This window comes from Micromonospora sp. NPDC005237 (genome assembly GCF_040607775.1).
In the GTDB taxonomy this organism is placed as follows: Bacteria; Actinomycetota; Actinomycetes; order Mycobacteriales; family Micromonosporaceae; genus Micromonospora.
Genome location: NZ_JBEXHJ010000002.1, coordinates 281,153 through 296,678 on the forward strand (window position 1 = coordinate 281,153; position 15,526 = coordinate 296,678).

General features: G+C 71.2%; 19 protein-coding genes and 1 tRNA gene. 10 read left to right on the plus strand and 10 right to left on the minus strand.

The annotated features are described in order from the left end of the window. The first annotated feature begins 3 nt into the window (after nt 1-3). Complete coding sequence (locus ABZT87_RS06180) at nt 4-1,044, plus strand: NlpC/P60 family protein (protein ID WP_355134006.1); 1,041 nt, start codon at nt 4-6, stop codon at nt 1,042-1,044. A 63-nt stretch (nt 1,045-1,107) separates the two neighbouring features. Here the strand turns inward: ABZT87_RS06180 and dcd are convergent, their stop codons facing one another. Continuing rightward, nucleotides 1,108-1,686, minus strand: a complete 579-nt coding sequence (dcd, locus tag ABZT87_RS06185; protein ID WP_266247661.1) for a dCTP deaminase — start codon at nt 1,684-1,686, stop codon at nt 1,108-1,110. A gap of 99 nt (nt 1,687-1,785) precedes the next feature. Here dcd and ABZT87_RS06190 point away from each other — a divergent pair, with 99 nt between their 5' ends. Continuing rightward, the gene (locus ABZT87_RS06190) at nt 1,786-2,343 is read left to right on the plus strand and encodes a pyridoxamine 5'-phosphate oxidase family protein (RefSeq protein ID WP_355134008.1); all 558 of its coding nucleotides are present in this window, start codon (nt 1,786-1,788) and stop codon (nt 2,341-2,343) included. Between the two features lie 78 nt (nt 2,344-2,421). Here the strand turns inward: ABZT87_RS06190 and ABZT87_RS06195 are convergent, their stop codons facing one another. Further along, a complete protein-coding gene (locus ABZT87_RS06195; RefSeq protein WP_354854971.1) occupies nt 2,422-3,405 on the minus strand; it encodes a zinc metalloprotease in 984 nt (327 codons plus the stop codon). A gap of 202 nt (nt 3,406-3,607) precedes the next feature. Here ABZT87_RS06195 and ABZT87_RS06200 point away from each other — a divergent pair. Further along, nucleotides 3,608-3,681: transfer RNA gene (locus ABZT87_RS06200), tRNA-Gly, on the plus strand. Between the two features lie 115 nt (nt 3,682-3,796). Next, nucleotides 3,797-4,165, plus strand: coding sequence for a VOC family protein (locus tag ABZT87_RS06205; RefSeq protein ID WP_355134010.1), 369 nt, complete (start codon nt 3,797-3,799; stop codon nt 4,163-4,165). 173 nt (nt 4,166-4,338) lie between these two features. On the opposite strand, the gene ABZT87_RS06210 is transcribed toward ABZT87_RS06205, so the two are convergent. The 3 genes from ABZT87_RS06210 to ABZT87_RS06220 all read right to left on the minus strand — a co-directional run bounded on the left by ABZT87_RS06210 (nt 4,339) and on the right by ABZT87_RS06220 (nt 6,036). Continuing rightward, on the minus strand, nt 4,339-4,983 hold the full coding sequence (locus ABZT87_RS06210; protein ID WP_355134012.1) for a dihydrofolate reductase family protein: 645 nt from the start codon (nt 4,981-4,983) through the stop codon (nt 4,339-4,341). A 33-nt stretch (nt 4,984-5,016) separates the two neighbouring features. Further along, a complete protein-coding gene (locus ABZT87_RS06215) occupies nt 5,017-5,721 on the minus strand; it encodes a dihydrofolate reductase family protein (RefSeq protein ID WP_355134014.1) in 705 nt (234 codons plus the stop codon). Between the two features lie 117 nt (nt 5,722-5,838). Continuing rightward, entirely contained in the window at nt 5,839-6,036 is a 198-nt protein-coding gene (locus ABZT87_RS06220; protein ID WP_354854979.1) for a hypothetical protein, read from the minus strand. Nucleotides 6,037-6,177: 141 nt separating this feature from the next. Here ABZT87_RS06220 and ABZT87_RS06225 point away from each other — a divergent pair, with 141 nt between their 5' ends. Beyond that, nucleotides 6,178-7,056 (plus strand): LLM class flavin-dependent oxidoreductase, encoded by an 879-nt coding sequence (locus ABZT87_RS06225; RefSeq protein ID WP_355134016.1) that lies wholly within the window; start codon nt 6,178-6,180, stop codon nt 7,054-7,056. A gap of 7 nt (nt 7,057-7,063) precedes the next feature. Here the strand turns inward: ABZT87_RS06225 and ABZT87_RS06230 are convergent, their stop codons facing one another. Genes ABZT87_RS06230 through ABZT87_RS06240 form a run of 3 tightly spaced genes read right to left on the minus strand, consistent with a single transcriptional unit; the run spans nt 7,064 to nt 9,199 of the window. Then, nucleotides 7,064-7,495: an ASCH domain-containing protein gene (locus tag ABZT87_RS06230; protein WP_354854983.1), complete on the minus strand. Its 432-nt coding sequence runs from the start codon at nt 7,493-7,495 to the stop codon at nt 7,064-7,066. Between the two features lie 57 nt (nt 7,496-7,552). Beyond that, entirely contained in the window at nt 7,553-8,614 is a 1,062-nt protein-coding gene (locus tag ABZT87_RS06235) for a hypothetical protein (protein WP_355134018.1), read from the minus strand. Between the two features lie 33 nt (nt 8,615-8,647). Next, the gene (locus ABZT87_RS06240) at nt 8,648-9,199 is read right to left on the minus strand and encodes a phosphoribosyltransferase family protein (protein ID WP_354854987.1); all 552 of its coding nucleotides are present in this window, start codon (nt 9,197-9,199) and stop codon (nt 8,648-8,650) included. Nucleotides 9,200-9,386: 187 nt separating this feature from the next. On the opposite strand from ABZT87_RS06240, the gene ABZT87_RS06245 reads away from it, so the two are divergent. The 4 genes from ABZT87_RS06245 (at nt 9,387) to ABZT87_RS06260 (ending at nt 13,712) form a co-directional block, all read left to right on the plus strand. After that, entirely contained in the window at nt 9,387-10,019 is a 633-nt protein-coding gene (locus tag ABZT87_RS06245) for a septal ring lytic transglycosylase RlpA family protein (RefSeq protein WP_355063244.1), read from the plus strand. A 101-nt stretch (nt 10,020-10,120) separates the two neighbouring features. After that, nucleotides 10,121-11,248, plus strand: coding sequence for a PP2C family protein-serine/threonine phosphatase (locus ABZT87_RS06250; RefSeq protein ID WP_354854989.1), 1,128 nt, complete (start codon nt 10,121-10,123; stop codon nt 11,246-11,248). Between the two features lie 128 nt (nt 11,249-11,376). Next, a complete protein-coding gene (locus tag ABZT87_RS06255) occupies nt 11,377-13,233 on the plus strand; it encodes an acyl-CoA dehydrogenase (RefSeq protein ID WP_354854990.1) in 1,857 nt (618 codons plus the stop codon). 209 nt (nt 13,234-13,442) lie between these two features. Next, the gene (locus ABZT87_RS06260) at nt 13,443-13,712 is read left to right on the plus strand and encodes a DUF6458 family protein (protein ID WP_007454197.1); all 270 of its coding nucleotides are present in this window, start codon (nt 13,443-13,445) and stop codon (nt 13,710-13,712) included. A gap of 55 nt (nt 13,713-13,767) precedes the next feature. On the opposite strand, the gene ABZT87_RS06265 is transcribed toward ABZT87_RS06260, so the two are convergent. Then, nucleotides 13,768-14,307: a histidine phosphatase family protein gene (locus tag ABZT87_RS06265; protein ID WP_355063240.1), complete on the minus strand. Its 540-nt coding sequence runs from the start codon at nt 14,305-14,307 to the stop codon at nt 13,768-13,770. Nucleotides 14,308-14,419: 112 nt separating this feature from the next. Between ABZT87_RS06265 and ABZT87_RS06270 the strand changes: the two genes are divergently transcribed. Continuing rightward, nucleotides 14,420-14,707 (plus strand): DUF6458 family protein, encoded by a 288-nt coding sequence (locus tag ABZT87_RS06270; RefSeq protein ID WP_354854992.1) that lies wholly within the window; start codon nt 14,420-14,422, stop codon nt 14,705-14,707. Nucleotides 14,708-14,776: 69 nt separating this feature from the next. On the opposite strand, the gene ABZT87_RS06275 is transcribed toward ABZT87_RS06270, so the two are convergent. Further along, nucleotides 14,777-15,454 carry a hemolysin III family protein gene (locus tag ABZT87_RS06275; RefSeq protein ID WP_354854993.1) on the minus strand — a complete coding sequence of 226 codons (678 nt, stop codon included), beginning with the start codon at nt 15,452-15,454 and terminating at the stop codon, nt 14,777-14,779. Nucleotides 15,455-15,526 lie beyond the last annotated feature (72 nt).

Here is a 15,526-nt window from a genome sequence, read left to right on the forward strand (position 1 = left end):
CCGGTGGCCCTCCATGCCCCGCGGCCGTCGTCCGAACGGTCGGCCTCGGCCGACCCGACGTCGACAGTGCCGCGTCCACGCTGGTCCCGCTTCACCACCGCCCTCGCCGCAGTGGTCGGCGTAGCCGTCGTCCTGACGGGCAGCGCCACGGCGGCGCACGCGGATCCGTCCGTCGCCGAGATCGAGCGCCAGATCGACGCCGACTGGAACAAGCTCGAACCGGTCATCGAACGGCACAACGCCACCCGCGCGGACCTGGCCGTGAAGCGCAGGCAGGCCGACGCGCTCGCCGCCCGCATCGCGCCCCTGGAGCGCCAGGTCGACGCCGCGATGAACAAGGTCAGCGCGCTGGCCGTGCGCGCGTACATGGGCGAGAACCTGTCGACAGTGAACACGATGCTCGGCAGCCGGTCGCCCGGCGAGGTGGTCGGGCAACTCGAGATGCTCGACCGGTTCGCCCACAACCAGCAGGAGGACGTCCGTCAGGTCGCCGATCTCCGCGACGAGCTGGCCCGGCAGAAGGCGCCGCTCGACGAGATGGTGGCCCAGCTGACCCGTACCGAAGCGCAGCTGGCGGCGAAGAAGAAGCAGATCAACGACGAGATCGACCGGCTGCAGAAGCTGCGCCTCAAGGTGTACGGCAGCGGTGGCGGCGGTCCGCTGCGTCCGGCGCCCTGCCCGGCCAGCTACCCCGGCGGCGGCGCGGGCACGGCGGTCAAGTTCGCCTGTGCCCAGATCGGCAAGCCGTACGTGTGGGGTGCCGAGGGTCCGAACTCGTACGACTGTTCCGGGTTGATGCTCGCCGCGTGGGCGAAGGCCGGTGTGTCGCTGCCGCACAACGCCGCCGCGCAGAGCCGGGTGACCAAGAATGTCAGCAGGGGCGATCTGCGCCCCGGCGACCTGGTCTTCTACTACAGCGACATCCACCACGTCGGCATGTACGTCGGCAACGGCTGGGTGGTGCACGCCTCCCAGGCCGGTCAGCCGATCAAGATGAAGAAGGTCGACGACGGGCCGATCCACAGCTACGGCCGTCCCGGCTGACCAACGCGGGACGCAGCAGGGCCCGTCGCGATCTCGTCGCGGCGGGCCCTCGTCGTCCGCTATCTATCGCGTCGGCCAGGCACGCCAGTTCTGCCAGGAGCGGCTCGGCGTCGGCCCCCGCTGACCCTGGTAGCGCGAGCCGTAGACCACCGAGCCGTACGGGTGCTCGGCCGGCGAGGAGAGCCGGAAGATGCAGAGCTGGCCGATCTTCATGCCCGGCCAGAGGGTGATCGGGAGGTTCGCCACGTTGGACAGCTCCAGCGTCACGTGACCGGAGAAGCCCGGGTCGATGAACCCGGCGGTGGAGTGGGTGAGCAGGCCGAGGCGGCCCAGTGAGCTCTTTCCCTCCAGCCGGCCGGCGAGCTGGTCGCCGAGCGAGATCACCTCCAGCGTCGAGGCGAGCACGAACTCCCCCGGGTGCAGCACGAACGGCTCGCCGTCGGGCACCTCGACCACCGATGTCAGGTCGTCCTGCTGCATGGCCGGGTCGATGTGGGTGTAGAGATGGTTGTTGAACACCCGGAACAGCCGGTCGAGTCGTACGTCGATGCTGGACGGTTGGACCAGGGTGGGCTCGAACGGTTCCAGGCCCAGCGTGCCGGCCTTGATCTCGGAGACCAGGTCACGGTCGGAGAGCAGCATCGGACCACCATAGCCGCGTTGGCCGGACCGGCCGGATTCGGTGCCGGTGACCAGCGCGTCGAGGTCGCTGCTCGTACATTTGTTCGATAGAATGTCGGCATGGCTTCCTGGTCCGAATTCGCCGCCGACGAGCCCCGCCTCGCCGACGGGATCCGCGTTCTCCTGCAGCAGTACGGGCCGGGCTTCGGCTACCTGGCCACGGTCCGCGCCGACGGCGGGCCCCGGGTCCATCCGGTCTCCCCGGTCATCACCGACGAGGGTCTCTTCTGCTTCATCATCGACTCGCCGAAGCGCCGCGACCTCGAACGGGACGGCCGCTACGCGCTGCACTCGTTCCCTCCGGAGGAGAGCGACGACGAGGCGTACGTGGCGGGCCACGCCTGGCCGGTCACCGACCCGGTCCAGGTGGCCCGACTGGCGCAGAGCGCCCGGGCCGAGCCGCAGGTCGACTGGCGGCTGTTCGAGTTCACCGTCGACGTGGCGATGTTGACCCGTCGCGAGCAGCACGCCGCAGGCGTTCCGGGTGTCACCCCGAGCCGCCCGGCCGTGCGGGTCTGGCTGGACCCGCAAGCCCCGCCCGCACCGGCCGCGCCTCTCGCCGTACCGCAGACGCGCCCGACCCGCCGCAGCCGTGACGTCCAGTGCACGGCCGCCTGACCACGGCCCTGCTGTGCAAAAAAACGCCGGTGCCGGCTCCGTCGTGACGGAGCCGGCACCAGGTGTACGCGAGGAGAGCTACGCCGCGCGGTACGCGTTCCACGCGGTCAGCATGCGGCTCGCCTGCCCCGGGGTGAACTGGTACATGCACGAGTCGTAGGTGTAGTCCATGAAGTTGGTGATCGGGTCCAGGCCGGTCGCCGAGCAGGTGTTCCGCCCGGTCGGGCACTCGTACGCCGGCGACGCCTCGGCCGGGGTGTCGCTGACGCTGTCACCGGAGCCGCCGCAGCCACCCTGGAAGGTGTGGTAGAGGTTCAGCCAGTGACCGATCTCGTGGGTGCCGGTGTCGCCCTGGTTGTAGTTGGTGGCGGTGCCGCCCGGCAGGGACTCGTTCAGCACGACCACGCCGTCCATGGTGCTGAGGTTCTGCTGCGGGAAGGTCGCCCAGCCGAGCAGGCCGCCGCTCAGCTCGCCGAGGTAGATGTTGAGCGTGTTCTTGCCGCCCACCCGCAGCGACGACTTCATCGACCGCTCCGCCGACGAGCCGTTGACGATCGGGTACCAGGACGGGTTCGTCACCCGGTTGATCTTGTCGAGCCGGAAGGCGAAGGCGGTGGCAGCGCCGCCGGTCCCGCCCGCGTAGGCCTGGTTGAGCACGCTGATCTGCGAAGTGATCATCGAGTCCGGGATGTTGCCGCCGGCCCGGGTGCTGTTCTCCTGGATCACGTGCACCACCACCGGGATGGTGACGGTGGCCAGCGTCGTGGCGCCGGCGCCGGCCCGGAAGTTGGCACGCTCGCGCAACGCCGCCGCGAGGTCGGCGTCGCGTTCGCGGACCTGCTTCGCGGTCAGCTCGTTCGGGTCGTGCGTGGCCGCCGCGCCGGGCTTCACCCGAGCGTTGGCGTGGCTGTCGGCCGGCTCCGCGCAGGCGCCGCCCGGCGCCGCGGAGAAGGCCGAAGCAGCCGGAACGACACCCACCGCAGCGGTGCTGAGCAGCAGCGCGAGGGTCGTCGACGCGACACCGGCGGCACGCCGGGTCAGCAGGTTGGGACGGAGTCCCATGGGCCCACCTCTTTCTGGCGGCGTGACAGGGGGTGTGTCACGCCGTGGCTGAAACGTGTGGCAGACGTTACAACCCATCGACGCATTTGAGAACGCCCATGTCTTGCCGTCACGAAACTTTTTCCGAGGTGAAGGCGTCCCGCCGGCGCGTGGGGGTGGCTGGGTGCACCGGTTCGACGACTCGGGTACAGTGGTGCCGCCTGCGGGTGTAGTTCAATGGCAGAACATCAGCTTCCCAAGCTGACAGTGCGGGTTCGATTCCCGTCACCCGCTCCACGACCGAGGCGCTGACCAGGACGAGAGTCCCGGTCAGCGCCTTCGATGTTGCCGCGCGCGCACGTCCCTGGGCTGCCTCGCTCGTACCCGTTAGGGTCCGTCAGGAGGTGGTCGCGTGTTCACCGAGGCTTTTCCCATCGTGACGACGCCCGACCTGCCGCGGTTGATGGCGTTCTACCGGGACGTCGTCGGCTTCGAGCTGACCTATCGGTTCCCGGAGGACGGTGAGCCGGAGTTCGTAGCCCTGCGGCTGGGCAGCAGCGAGCTGGGCCTGGCCGCCGACCCGCATGCCGGCGACCCCACCCTCTCGCGCCGCTGGGAGTTGTGCGTGTACGCCGACGACTGCGACGCGGCCGTGCACGTTCTGCGCGCGGGTGGCGCGACGGTCACCGAGGAGCCGGTCGACCAGCCCTGGGGTGAGCGGTCCGCCAGGGTCACCGACCCGGACGGCAACCGGCTGCTGGTCCTCTCCCGCCTGGCTTAGGGCATGTGTCAAGGGCCCTTTGCCGGACCGCCGCCCGGACTCCGCCTCGGCCCGACCGAAGACTTCGGACTGGCCGCTGCCATCGCAGGTCGCAGATCTTGGACAGTTTCCGTTAGCAGCTAACGGAAACTGTCCAAGATCTGTGCGCCGACGGCTCCCGCCTGTAGTGGCGGTCACCGTCTCCAGAACAGGAGGTGGGTGACTCCACTGGGGCTGGGCACCGACTCCAGGTGGAAGCGGTCGAGCAGTTCGTCGGGGCTTTCCCACAGCCGCTCGCCCCGGTGCAGGTCGACGGGCGCGACGGCGATGTGCATCGTGTCGACCAGGTCGGCCTCGAGGAACTCGCGGATGACGGCCACCCCGCCACCGAGGCGTACGTCCCGACCGTCCGCTGCCTCCTTGGCCTGGGCCAGCGCCTCGGCGGGGCTGGCGTCGAGGAAGTGGAACGTGGTGTCGGACAGGGTGAACGACGGCCGTACGTGATGGGTGAGCACGAAGACCGGCGTGTGGAACGGCGGGTTGTCCCCCCACCAGCCCTGCCACTCGTGGTTCTCCCAGGGGCCACGCTGGGGGCCGAACTTGTTGCGACCCATGATCTCCGCGCCGATGTTGCACTCGGCGTCGCGGGTCAGGTAGTCGTCCAGGCCGCGCGTGCCGCCCGGCTCGGTGCGGTAGACGAAGCTGGCGGTGGCGGAACGCCAGGAAAACAGCGGGGTGGGGTCCGCGTGGCCGAAGGGCCGTTCCAGGCTCTGCCCCTCGCCGGTGCCGAACCCGTCCTGCGAAACGTTGAAGCACTGCACCCGCAACAGCTGTGGCATGAAAGCTCCTCGTCAGGTTGATGAAAGCGCGGGTCAGTTGGCGGTCGCCGTCGGGCCGCCGCCGCGGCCCCGGTCGTCGAGCACGAGCGGGGCGAGACCGCTCACCTCGTACCGGATGTGGGTGACCTGCGGGGTGGGGATGACCCGGGTCGGCGTCAGCTCGATGGCCTCCTTGTCGCCGAGGTCGAGGTCCGCGTCGAACAGCTGCAGGCCGGTGCCGAGCACGACAGGTACGACGTGCAGTTCCAACTCGTCGAGCAGGCCGGCCTTGAGCACCTGCCGGACCAGGCTGCCGCCTCCGGCCACGGCGACGTTCCGGCCACCGGCCACTGCGCGCGCCTGCTCGACGGCGCTGGCCACGCCGTCGGTGACGTAGGTGAAGCTGGTGCCGCCACCGCGCAGCAGGGTTTCGCGGGGTCGGTGCGTGACGACGAAGACCGGCGCGCGGAACGGCGGCTCCTCGCCCCAGGGCACCTCACCGCCGTCGGCCATCCGCCGGCCCATGACGTACGCGCCGGCCGCGTCGAACGTCTCGGCCATCACGTCGGAGTTGGCGTCCTGCTCGCCGCCGGCGAAGCCCTGCCGCTCGCGCCAGGCCATCGCGTCCGTCGCCCAGCGGGTGATCCGAAAGAAGCCGGCGCTCTCGGCCGAGTCGATCCAGTCGCCGTCGCCGTCGAACAGCGGGCCGGCGTAGAAGCCGTCCACCGACACCGACAGCTGTGCGGTCACCTTCGTCATGTCGCTTCGTCCCTCTCCTCGGGCGGCGCCCACCGGGTGCCTGCTCGCAACGAGGTCGGAGCCGATCAGGACGCCCCTACCACGGCCAACTGTGACGTGGGACACACAGGGGGAGGGTTATGGCCTGCGGTCGATGATCGCCGCCTCGATCCGCAGACCGATGCCGGTCAGGATGAGAAAGGCGGCCAGGATCTGCGGTTGGAGCCCGCCGGTGCTGGAGAGCAAAGTGAGCAGCGCCGTCATGAAGCCGGCAATCAGCGACACGGTGCCCAAGACTCGTACCGTGTCGGCCCGCCGTGACCGCTGGTCCACCACGGCCGAACCGTAGCGAAGGCCCAGCGTCCGCGATGCCCCGCCACGGGCGGGCGAGGCTCAAGTTTGCCCGTTGAGCCAGGTGCCCGAGGGCGCGTAGCCGATGCTGAAGCAGGGGCATCGGACGCGGCTAGGCTGGCGATCATGCGGATTGGCATCGTGATCCTCCCGGACCAGCGTTGGGCCCAGGCGCAGCGTCGCTGGCGGCAGGCCGACGAGTGGGGCTTCGACCACGCCTGGACGTACGACCACCTGGGCTGGCGGGATTTGGTCGACGGCCCGTGGTTCGACTCGATGACCACGCTGACCGCCGCCGCCACGGTGACGTCCCGGATCCGGCTGGGCACGCTCGTGGCGTCGCCGAACTTCCGGCACCCGGCCGCCTTCGCCCGGCAGATCACCACGGTGGACGACGTCTCGGACGGCCGGCTGCTGCTCGGCCTGGGCGCGGGTGGCATCGGCTTCGACTCGGCGGTGCTGGGCGGTGAGACGCTTCCGCCGCGCCAGCGGGTCGACCGGTTCGCCGAGTTCACCGAACTGCTGGACCTGGTCCTTCGGGAGGACGGCACCACCTGGCGTGGTGACTGGTTCGCCGCGGTGGACGCCCGCAACAACCCCGGCTGTGTCCAGCAGCCGCGGGTGCCGTTCGTCGTCGCCGCGAACGGCCCGCGATCGATGCGGCTGGTGGCCCGGTTCGGTCAGGGTTGGGTGACCACCGGCACCGACGCCGATGACGTGGAGGGCTGGTGGGGCACCGTGTCGGCCCTGTCGGCGCGGATGGACCGGACGCTGGACGAGGCCGGCCGCGACCCGGCGACGCTGGACCGCTACCTGTCGTTGGACGCCGCGCCGGTGTTCTCGCTCAGCAGCGCGCAGTTCTTCGCCGACCAGGTCGGTCGGGCCGCCGAACTCGGTTTCACCGACGTGGTGACGCACTGGCCGCGAGCGAGCAGTTGGTACGCCGGCGACGAGGCCGTCCTGGCCGACGTGGCGACGCGACTGCTGCCCGAGCTGCGCGGATAGCGCCGGCTCAGGTGCCCAGGTCTCCGGTGGCCACGCCGCCCTCGCCGCCGGAGACCAGTCGCAGGCGCAGGCAGACGATCGGGGTGTCGTCGTCGACGGGGGTGCCGAGCCGCGCCCAGTAGGCCGAGTGCCCGGCCCGCCACTCCTCGATCGAGCGATCACCCTCGCCTTCGGCGCGGGCGAACTCCCAGGGCACGTCGCCGAAGCGCACCACCTCGACGCCGGTGATCTCCACGACGCCGGCCAGCGCGTCGTCGTCGTCGACCAGCGCGAGCCGTTCGCCGACCTGCTCCAACTCCTCGCCCTCTTCCGCGTACTCGGCGAGCCGGCCGGCCGTCGCGGTCTTCACGCCGGCCAGCACCAGGGTGTTCAGGCTCGCCCGCAGCTCGCCGGGGGTGCCGAGGGTGAGCGTGCGCAGGTCACCGATCCGAGGCCACATCCTGCCGAGGCTAGGCCAGCGCGGCCGGCACCGCCGCCGCAATTCGTCCGGCGCTGCTCAGATCAGCTGCCCGGCGTAGCCCGCGGCGTCGAGCAGCCGCTGGTCACCGCTGGCCGCGTGGGCGTCGAGGACCGCGTCGGCGAGCTTGACCACATGCGCGTCGCCGTGTCGGGCCGCGCGAGCAAAGACCTCCGCCGGGGTCGCGACGGTCACCGACGGCGGGGCGATCCCGTCGGTCGGGGCGTACACCGAGGTCACGGCCGCCGTCGCGGCCCAGGCCGCGGCGAGGCTCGGCGCCCACAGCGCCCGGTCGAGAGCCGGCAGGGTACGCAGCACGGCGGTCGGCGCGGTGACCGCGTGCACCAGCATGACCGGCTCCGCGTGCCCGAAGCGCAGGTAGTCGAGGCCGGCACGGTGCACGAGCGTGACGAGCCCGCGCTCCGCCTCGGTCGGCGTCCGCGCGGGGCGCAGCGCCGCGAGCGCCGGTTCCCATCGGGGTACGCCCACCAGCCGACCCAGTCGATCCCGGATGCCCCCGGTCTGGTCGTCGATCCGGGGCACCCCGGCCAGCGCGGCGGCCACGTCCGGCCCGGCGGCGTCCGGGTGGGCCTCGGGTGGGTTCGACGTGACCGAGGCGAGCAGCCGCTCGGCGCCGGGCACCGGCTGCCAGCGGGCCGCCCAGTAGCCGAGGGCCTGACCCAGCTCGGTGAGCCGCTGCGGGTTCGCTTCGTGCAGGTGCAGGGCGCGTACGGCGTGCCCGACCCGGATAACCCCGTGCGTGGCGCCGGCGGCGATGCCGGGCAGCAGTCGGGGCCACCAGGTGCCGAGCACGTCCCGCCACGGCTGCTCGCGCAGGTGCCGGTCGAAGTACGCCAGCCAGTCACCGGCCCGCTTCGCGTCGCCCAGCGCCGCCCGCCAGTCGTCGATCGGGCGCAGCCCGCGGGGCAGCTCGTCGAGCCGGGTGAGGTAGTCGTCCAGCCAGCGGTGCACCCGTTGCTCGTGCCCGTGCCGGGCCAGCGCCTCGACGGCCATCGGGCCGTGGTTGGAGAGCCAGCCCTCGTATTCGGGTCCGGTGCGGTGCAGCCGGTCGTACGCCTCGTCGAGAATTCCGTCGCTCATGCGTCGATCGTCGAAGGTGAAGTGGGCTTCAGGTCAACCCGGCAGATCCGCGCCGGCGATCAGGCCGGTGATCCGCAGTGCGGTGGCAGTCTCGGGCGGGCAGTCGACGGCCACCACTGCGGTGCCGAGCACCTGCGCGCCGCGCTTGGCGCAGATGTCGTAGAGGGCGTGCAGTTGCGCGCCCGTGCGGACCCAGTCGTCCACGACCAGAACGCGGTCGTCGGGGCCGAGGTGCCGGTCCCGGACGGCCAGGTCGACCTGCCGGCCCCGGTAGTCCGGCGGGCTCTGCGCCCAGGTGAGCGGGCCGGCCGGCAACCTTCCGTCGCCGGGCTTGTGGGCGGCCACGAAGCCGACCCCGAGGGCGGTGGCGGCCAGTGGCCCGAGCAGCAGGCCGGTGACCGCCGGGGCGAGCACCACCGTCGGCCGGGCGGCCCGGTACGGCGCCACCAGGGCCGGTCCCAGTTCGGCCAGCACGGTGGGGTCGCGCCACCAACCGGAGATGTCGCTGACCAGGTGGCTGGCGTCCGGGCCGGGGTCGATCCACCGGAACAGGGCGGCCAGGCGTTCGGTCAGCTCAGCGGGCATCCGTCCATCGTGCGGCACGGGCGCTCGGCGCGTCCGCACCCGGGCCGGTCGACCCACCCCGGCTCGGATGATCGGCTACACGTACTATGCCAAATACGGGCAGATCCCCATGATCACGTTGACTTCGGAAGTGCTTCTCTCGTTACGGTCCGAGCCGGTTTGTTCAGTCGACGAAAGGACCGGGCCGGTGGCAGGCAGGCACTCCCGTACCCGCATCTTCTCCTCCCCGGCGGGCATCGCGGCCACCGCTGCGGTCGGCGTCGCTCTCGCCGTCGGGGGCACCGTCGGCGCCGTCCAGCTGACCTCGGGCTCCGGGCAGTCGGGTCAGGCGACTCTCGACCTCACCCCGACCACGGCCCCCGCCAGCCTCGCCCCCAGTTCCCCGACCGCGTCACCGAGCGCCAGCGCCTCGCCGAGCGTGACGGCCAGCCCGTCCGCCAGCCGGTCGCCGCAGGCCGCCTCCCGGGCTAAGGCCCGCACCGAGTCGCCGAAGCCGCGCCCGACCGCGAAGAAGACCACAGCGGCGGCGAAGGTGCTGGAGAGCGGCTCGTGTGGCGCCTCCTTCTACTCCGACGGGCAGCTCACCGCCAACGGCGAGTCGTTCAACCCGAACGAGTTGACCGCGGCGCACAAGACGCTGCCGTTCAACACCAAGGTCCGGGTGACCAACCCGAGCAGCGGCAAGTCGGTCGTCGTGCGCATCAACGACCGTGGCCCGTTCATCGACGGTCGCTGCCTGGACCTGTCCCGCGCCGCGTTCGCGACCATCGCCTCGACCGACGTGGGCGCGCTGACCGTCCGCTACGAGGTGCTGGGCTGAGCGCAGCCGGGGCCGCCGATCCGGCCGCCAGCCTGGGCCGGCCGGACAGAACATCCTCGGACGAGGGGCCAGGTTCATTCACCGGTTCACGTGGATCAGGCATGCTGTCCCTCGTACCCACGCGACTCCTCCAGTCGGGCCGTAGCCCGCTGAGCCCCGGATCCCGCGCCGGCCTCGGCGCGGCCCTCGCCCTGCTCGCGATCGTCTCGGGGCTGGAGTTGGCCGACGGCCGTCGGGCGCACTACGTCGCGCTTCTGGTGGCTGCCCCGGTCCTGGCCGCCGCCCTGGCGGCCTGGCGGGTGGTGCTGGGTGTGGGTGCCGTGGCGACCCTGATCGGGGTGGGCTTCGCCCTGTTCGACCCGAGGATGATGCTGGTGACCTCGGTCAACGTGGTCGGCGTCGCGGTCGCGAGCGGGCTGGCCGTGGCGGTGGCCTCGATACGCCAGCGGCAGGCGGAGCAGATCGCCGAGCTGACCAAGCTGGCCTCGGTGGCCCAGCAGGCGGTGCTGCGCCCGCTCGGGCCGCAGGTCGGCATGCTCTCGGTGGCCGGTCGCTACATCTCCTCCACCGCCACGGCCGAGATCGGCGGCGACCTGTACGAGGCGATCGACACCCCGTACGGCGTCCGCATGATCATCGGTGACGTGCGCGGCAAGGGCCTGGATGCGGTTCGGCTGGCCAGCATCGTCCTCGGCTCGTACCGGCACGTGGCCTACGAGCGGGCCGACCTGCGCGCCGTCGTCGCCGACCTGGATCGTGCGGTGGCCCGCAACGTCGGCGACGAGGACTTCGTGACCGCAGCGCTGGTCGAGGAGCGGGGTGGGACGCTCACGATCGTCAACTGCGGGCACCCGTCGCCGCTGCTGCTGCGCCGGGGCGCGGTGATCCCGCTGGAGCCGCCGGCGCCGGCGCCGCCCCTCGGGTTCATGCCGGTGGTGCGTCCCCGCGTGGAACGCCTGGAGCCCGGCGACCGCCTGCTCCTGTTCACCGACGGTCTCGGCGAGGCTCGGCGGGACGGCGAGTTCTTCCCCACCGCCGACCGGGCGTGGCGGCTGCTCGGGCACGGCACGGTCGCCGACGGGCTCGCGTCGCTGGAGACGGCCCTCGTCGAGTGGGTGCACGGGCACCTGGACGACGACATCGCCCTGGTCCTGATGGAGTACGTCGGTGCCCGCACGGGCGCGACGTCGGCCGTGCCGAGCTGGGAGGTCGGCGCCGCCGAGAGCTGAGCGGGGCGTCCGGCGCGGAACTGTGTAATCGCCGTCACTTACGTGATCGGCTTGTCGCTGCCTACCCGCGAGTAATACAGTCGGGGTTACTGATCGGTAACACCTGTCCGGAAGCGGGGCCAGCGAGCATGACCCACTACAAGAGCAACCTTCGGGACCTCGAGTTCAACCTGTTCGAGGTCTTCGGGGCGGACCGGGCGTTCGGCCAGGAGCCGTACTCGGACCTCGACACCGACACCGCCCGGAGCTTCCTCGCCGAGGTGGACCGCCTCGCCCGCGAGGACCTGGCCGCCAGCTACACGGACAGTGACCGCAACCCGCCCGTCTTCGACCCGGCCACGCACACCGCGCCGCTGCCGGAGTCGTTCAAGAAGTCCTACCAGGCGTTCATGGACTCCGAGTTCTGGCGGCTGGACCTGCCGCCCGCGCTGGGTGGCACCAACGCCCCGCGGGCCCTCTGGTGGGCCCTCGCCGAGCTGGTGCTCGGCTCGAACGCGCCGGTCTGGATGTACGCCTCCGGTCCGTCCTTCGCGCACGTGCTGCACGTCGAGGGCACCGAGCGGCAGAAGGCCTGGGCCAAGCTCTTCATCGACAAGCAGTGGGGCTCCACGATGGTGCTCACCGAGCCGGACGCCGGTTCGGACGTGGGCGCCGGCCGCACCCGCGCCATCCAGCAGCCGGACGGCACCTGGCACATCGAGGGCGTCAAGCGGTTCATCACCTCGGGTGAGCACGACCTGAGCGACAACATCGTCCACTACGTGCTGGCCCGCCCGGTGGGCGTGGAGGGCGTCGGCGGCCCCGGCACCAAGGGCCTGTCCCTCTTCGTGGTGCCCAAGTTCCACTTCGACGAGACCACCGGTGAGCTGGGCGAGCGCAACGGCGTCTACGCGACCAACGTCGAGCACAAGATGGGCCTGAAGGTCTCCAACACCTGCGAGGTGACCTTCGGCGAGCACGGCGTACCCGCCAAGGGCTGGCTGCTCGGCGACAAGCACGACGGCATCCGGCAGATGTTCATGATCATCGAGTACGCCCGGATGATGGTCGGCACCAAGGCGATCGCCACCCTCTCGACCGGCTACCTCAACGCCCTGGAGTACGCGAAGAACCGGGTGCAGGGCGCCGACCTGGTCCAGCAGGCGGACAAGACCGCCCCGCGGGTCACCATCACCCACCACCCGGACGTCCGCCGCTCGCTGCTGCTGCAGAAGTCGTACGCCGAGGGTCTGCGCGCCCTGGTTCTCTACACCGCCACCTGGCAGGACAAGGTCGCCATCGCCGAGGCGTCCGGCGACGAGAAGGCCATCAAGCTGGCCAAGCGGGTCAACGACCTGCTGCTGCCGCTGGTCAAGGGCGTCGGTTCGGAGCGGGCGTACGAGCTGCTCGGCCACGAGGCCCTGCAGACCTTCGGCGGCTCCGGCTTCCTGCAGGACTACCCCCTGGAGCAGTACGTCCGGGACGCCAAGATCGACACCCTGTACGAGGGCACCACGGCCATCCAGAGCCTGGACCTGATCTTCCGCAAGATCGTCCGGGACAACGGCAAGGCGCTGATGGCGGTCGCCGGCGAGATCCAGGAGTTCATCTCCTCCGAGGCGGGCAACGGCCAGCTCAAGGAGGAGCGGCAGGCGCTCGGCAAGGCGCTCGCCGAGATCCAGAACATCCTCGGCACGCTGACCGGCTGGCTGGGCGAGGCGCAGGGCGGCGACACCCGTGCGCTCTACAAGGTCGGCCTGAGCAGCCGGCGGTTCCTGCTGGCCATCGGCGACCTGGTCGTCGGCTGGCTGCTGCAGAAGCAGGCCGACGTCGCGCTCAAGGCGCTGGCCGGCGAGGTCTCCGCCACCGACAAGGCGTTCTACACCGGCAAGGTGGCCGCCGCCCGGTTCTTCGCCCGCGAGGTGCTGCCGCGCATCGGCGCCGACCGGCGGATCATCGAGGGCGCCGACCTCGACATCATGGACCTCCCGGAGGAGGCCTTCTGACCGTGCCACGGCACGCCTGAGCGGTTCCGGGTCGCACCACCCGGCGCTGACGTCGACGGCCGGTGGGGCAACCGCCCCGCCGGCCGTCGCTGGCTTCGCGGCCGAGACATTGGCTGAGCCTGGTCGGATAAGCCGGTGCCGTGGCGGGTAACCCGCCGTGACCACGAAAGGGAACGCCCAGAGCCACCGCACGGGGGAGTGCAGCGCACATGGGTGTAGGAAGCGGCATCTTTCTCATCGCGCTCGGCGCGATCATGACCTTCGCGATCAGGGCCAACGTCTGGTGGATAGACCTGCGCGCGGTCGGCTGGGTGTTCATCCTGGCCGGGCTGGCCGTGCTGCTGACCACCCTCTGGTTCTGGCAGGACCGGCGCAAGCGGGCCCGGACCCTCATCGTGGAGGAGAACCGGCTGTCCCATCCGACGGCGATGATGCCACCGCCGCCGGACCCCCCGCCGCCGACCGCTCCGCCGTCCTGACCCACGCCCGCCTGAGCACGTACGCCTGAGCCACCCGTCGCGCCCGACGGGTGGCTCAGCCGCGTGCGGTGTGCCGCTGCGCGACCGGCGCCCCGCCTCGGCCCCACTCCGTCCAGGCGGACACGCCGCGGTGCACCGCCAGCTCGGCGGTCCGTAAACCCTCCTCGTCCACCGTCTCCGGGTCGAGAAACGCGGACAGCAGCGAGACGCCCGGGTTGTGGGCGATCAGCAGCACGACCCGAGCCGCCGAGTCGGCGGTACGGACCAGCGCCAACAGCTCCTCGGGGTGGGCGTCGTACGCGCCGGGCTCGTAACGGACGGTCGGGCGGGGACCGGTCGGCCCTCCCTCCGGCGGCGAACCGGCCATCCCCATCGCCACCCCGTGCCAGGTCTGGCGGGTGCGCCGGGCGGTCGAGCAGATCACCACGTCGGGCAGCAGATCGTGGTGGGCCAGCCACGCGCCGGCCGCCGCCGCGTCGGCCTCCCCGCGGGCGCTGAGCGGGCGCTCGGCGTCGTCCGTACCCTCGCTGCCCTGCTCGGCCTTCGCGTGCCGGAGCAACACCAGTGTCCGCGTCTCGGCGTGGCTGTCCGTCATACCACCAGCTTGCCCGATTGGCGATCTTCCTGCCGGGGTAAGTCCAGGGATGCCGCACCCCTACCAACGGCCGCGGCGGACCGTACGCCAGGTTAGAGCCGAGGAGCGAGACATGGGCATTGGTGGCAGCATCTTCCTGATCGCGCTGGGCGCGATCTTCGCATTCGCCGTGGAGGCCGACCTGGGTTGGCTGAACCTGGCCGTGGTCGGTTGGGTGTTGATGCTCGCCGGTGTCGCCGGCCTGCTCGCCACCCTCTACTTCTGGAACAACCGCCGCCGCACCGTGGTCGCCGCCCCGGTCCGCGAGGAGCGCGTGGTGGCCGACCGGGTGGTGCCGGTCCAGGACGACCAGGTCATGCGGGAGTACCGCGAGGTGCGTCGGCCGGGTCGCCCCGTCTGATCCCTCGCTCGCACACTCCGGGGTCCCGCAGCGTGGCGGGGCCCCGGCTCGCGTGTGTGGGGGTCTGCCTCAGGCGAACAGTGCGAAGTAGATCGCGATGTGGTGGCACAGCGCCGCCAGCAGCGTGCACGCGTGGAAGAACTCGTGGTGGCCGAAGACGGTGGGCCACGGGTTGGGGCGGCGCAGCGCGTAGAACACCGCGCCGACGCTGTAGATGGCACCACCGACGATCAGCAGGACCAACGCCGTGACGCCGCCGCCGTGCAGGATGTCCGGCAGCATGGCGACCGCGACCCAGCCGAGCGCCAGGTAGAGCGGCGCGGAGACCCAGCGCGGCGCGTGCGGCCAGACCAGCTTCAGCGCCACACCACCCAGGGCCCCACCCCAGACCAGGGCCAGCATGATGGTGGCCTGCTGGGTCGAGAGCAGCATGACGCAGAGCGGGGTGTACGTGCCGGCGATGAACACGAAGATCATGCAGTGGTCCAGCCGGCGCATCACCTGGTAGCCGCGCTCCGACCACACCCGACGGTGGTACAGGGCGCTCGTGCCGAACAGCCCGCAGACCGTCAGGCTGTAGATGACACAGCTCACCAGGGGTGCCCAGCCCGGTCGGGTGGCGGCGATCGAGCAGAGCACGATCCCGCCGACCACGGCGACGAAGAAGGCGTACGTGTGCAGCCAGCCGCGCATCCGGGGCTTACCGATGTCGACCGGCTTCAGGCGAAGCGGGGCGGAGGTGGTCACGACATCAGGTTACGGCACCGTAGGTTACTTTCAAGTAGTCAGGCCGGTGACACCGAGCACCGTCACCGTTAA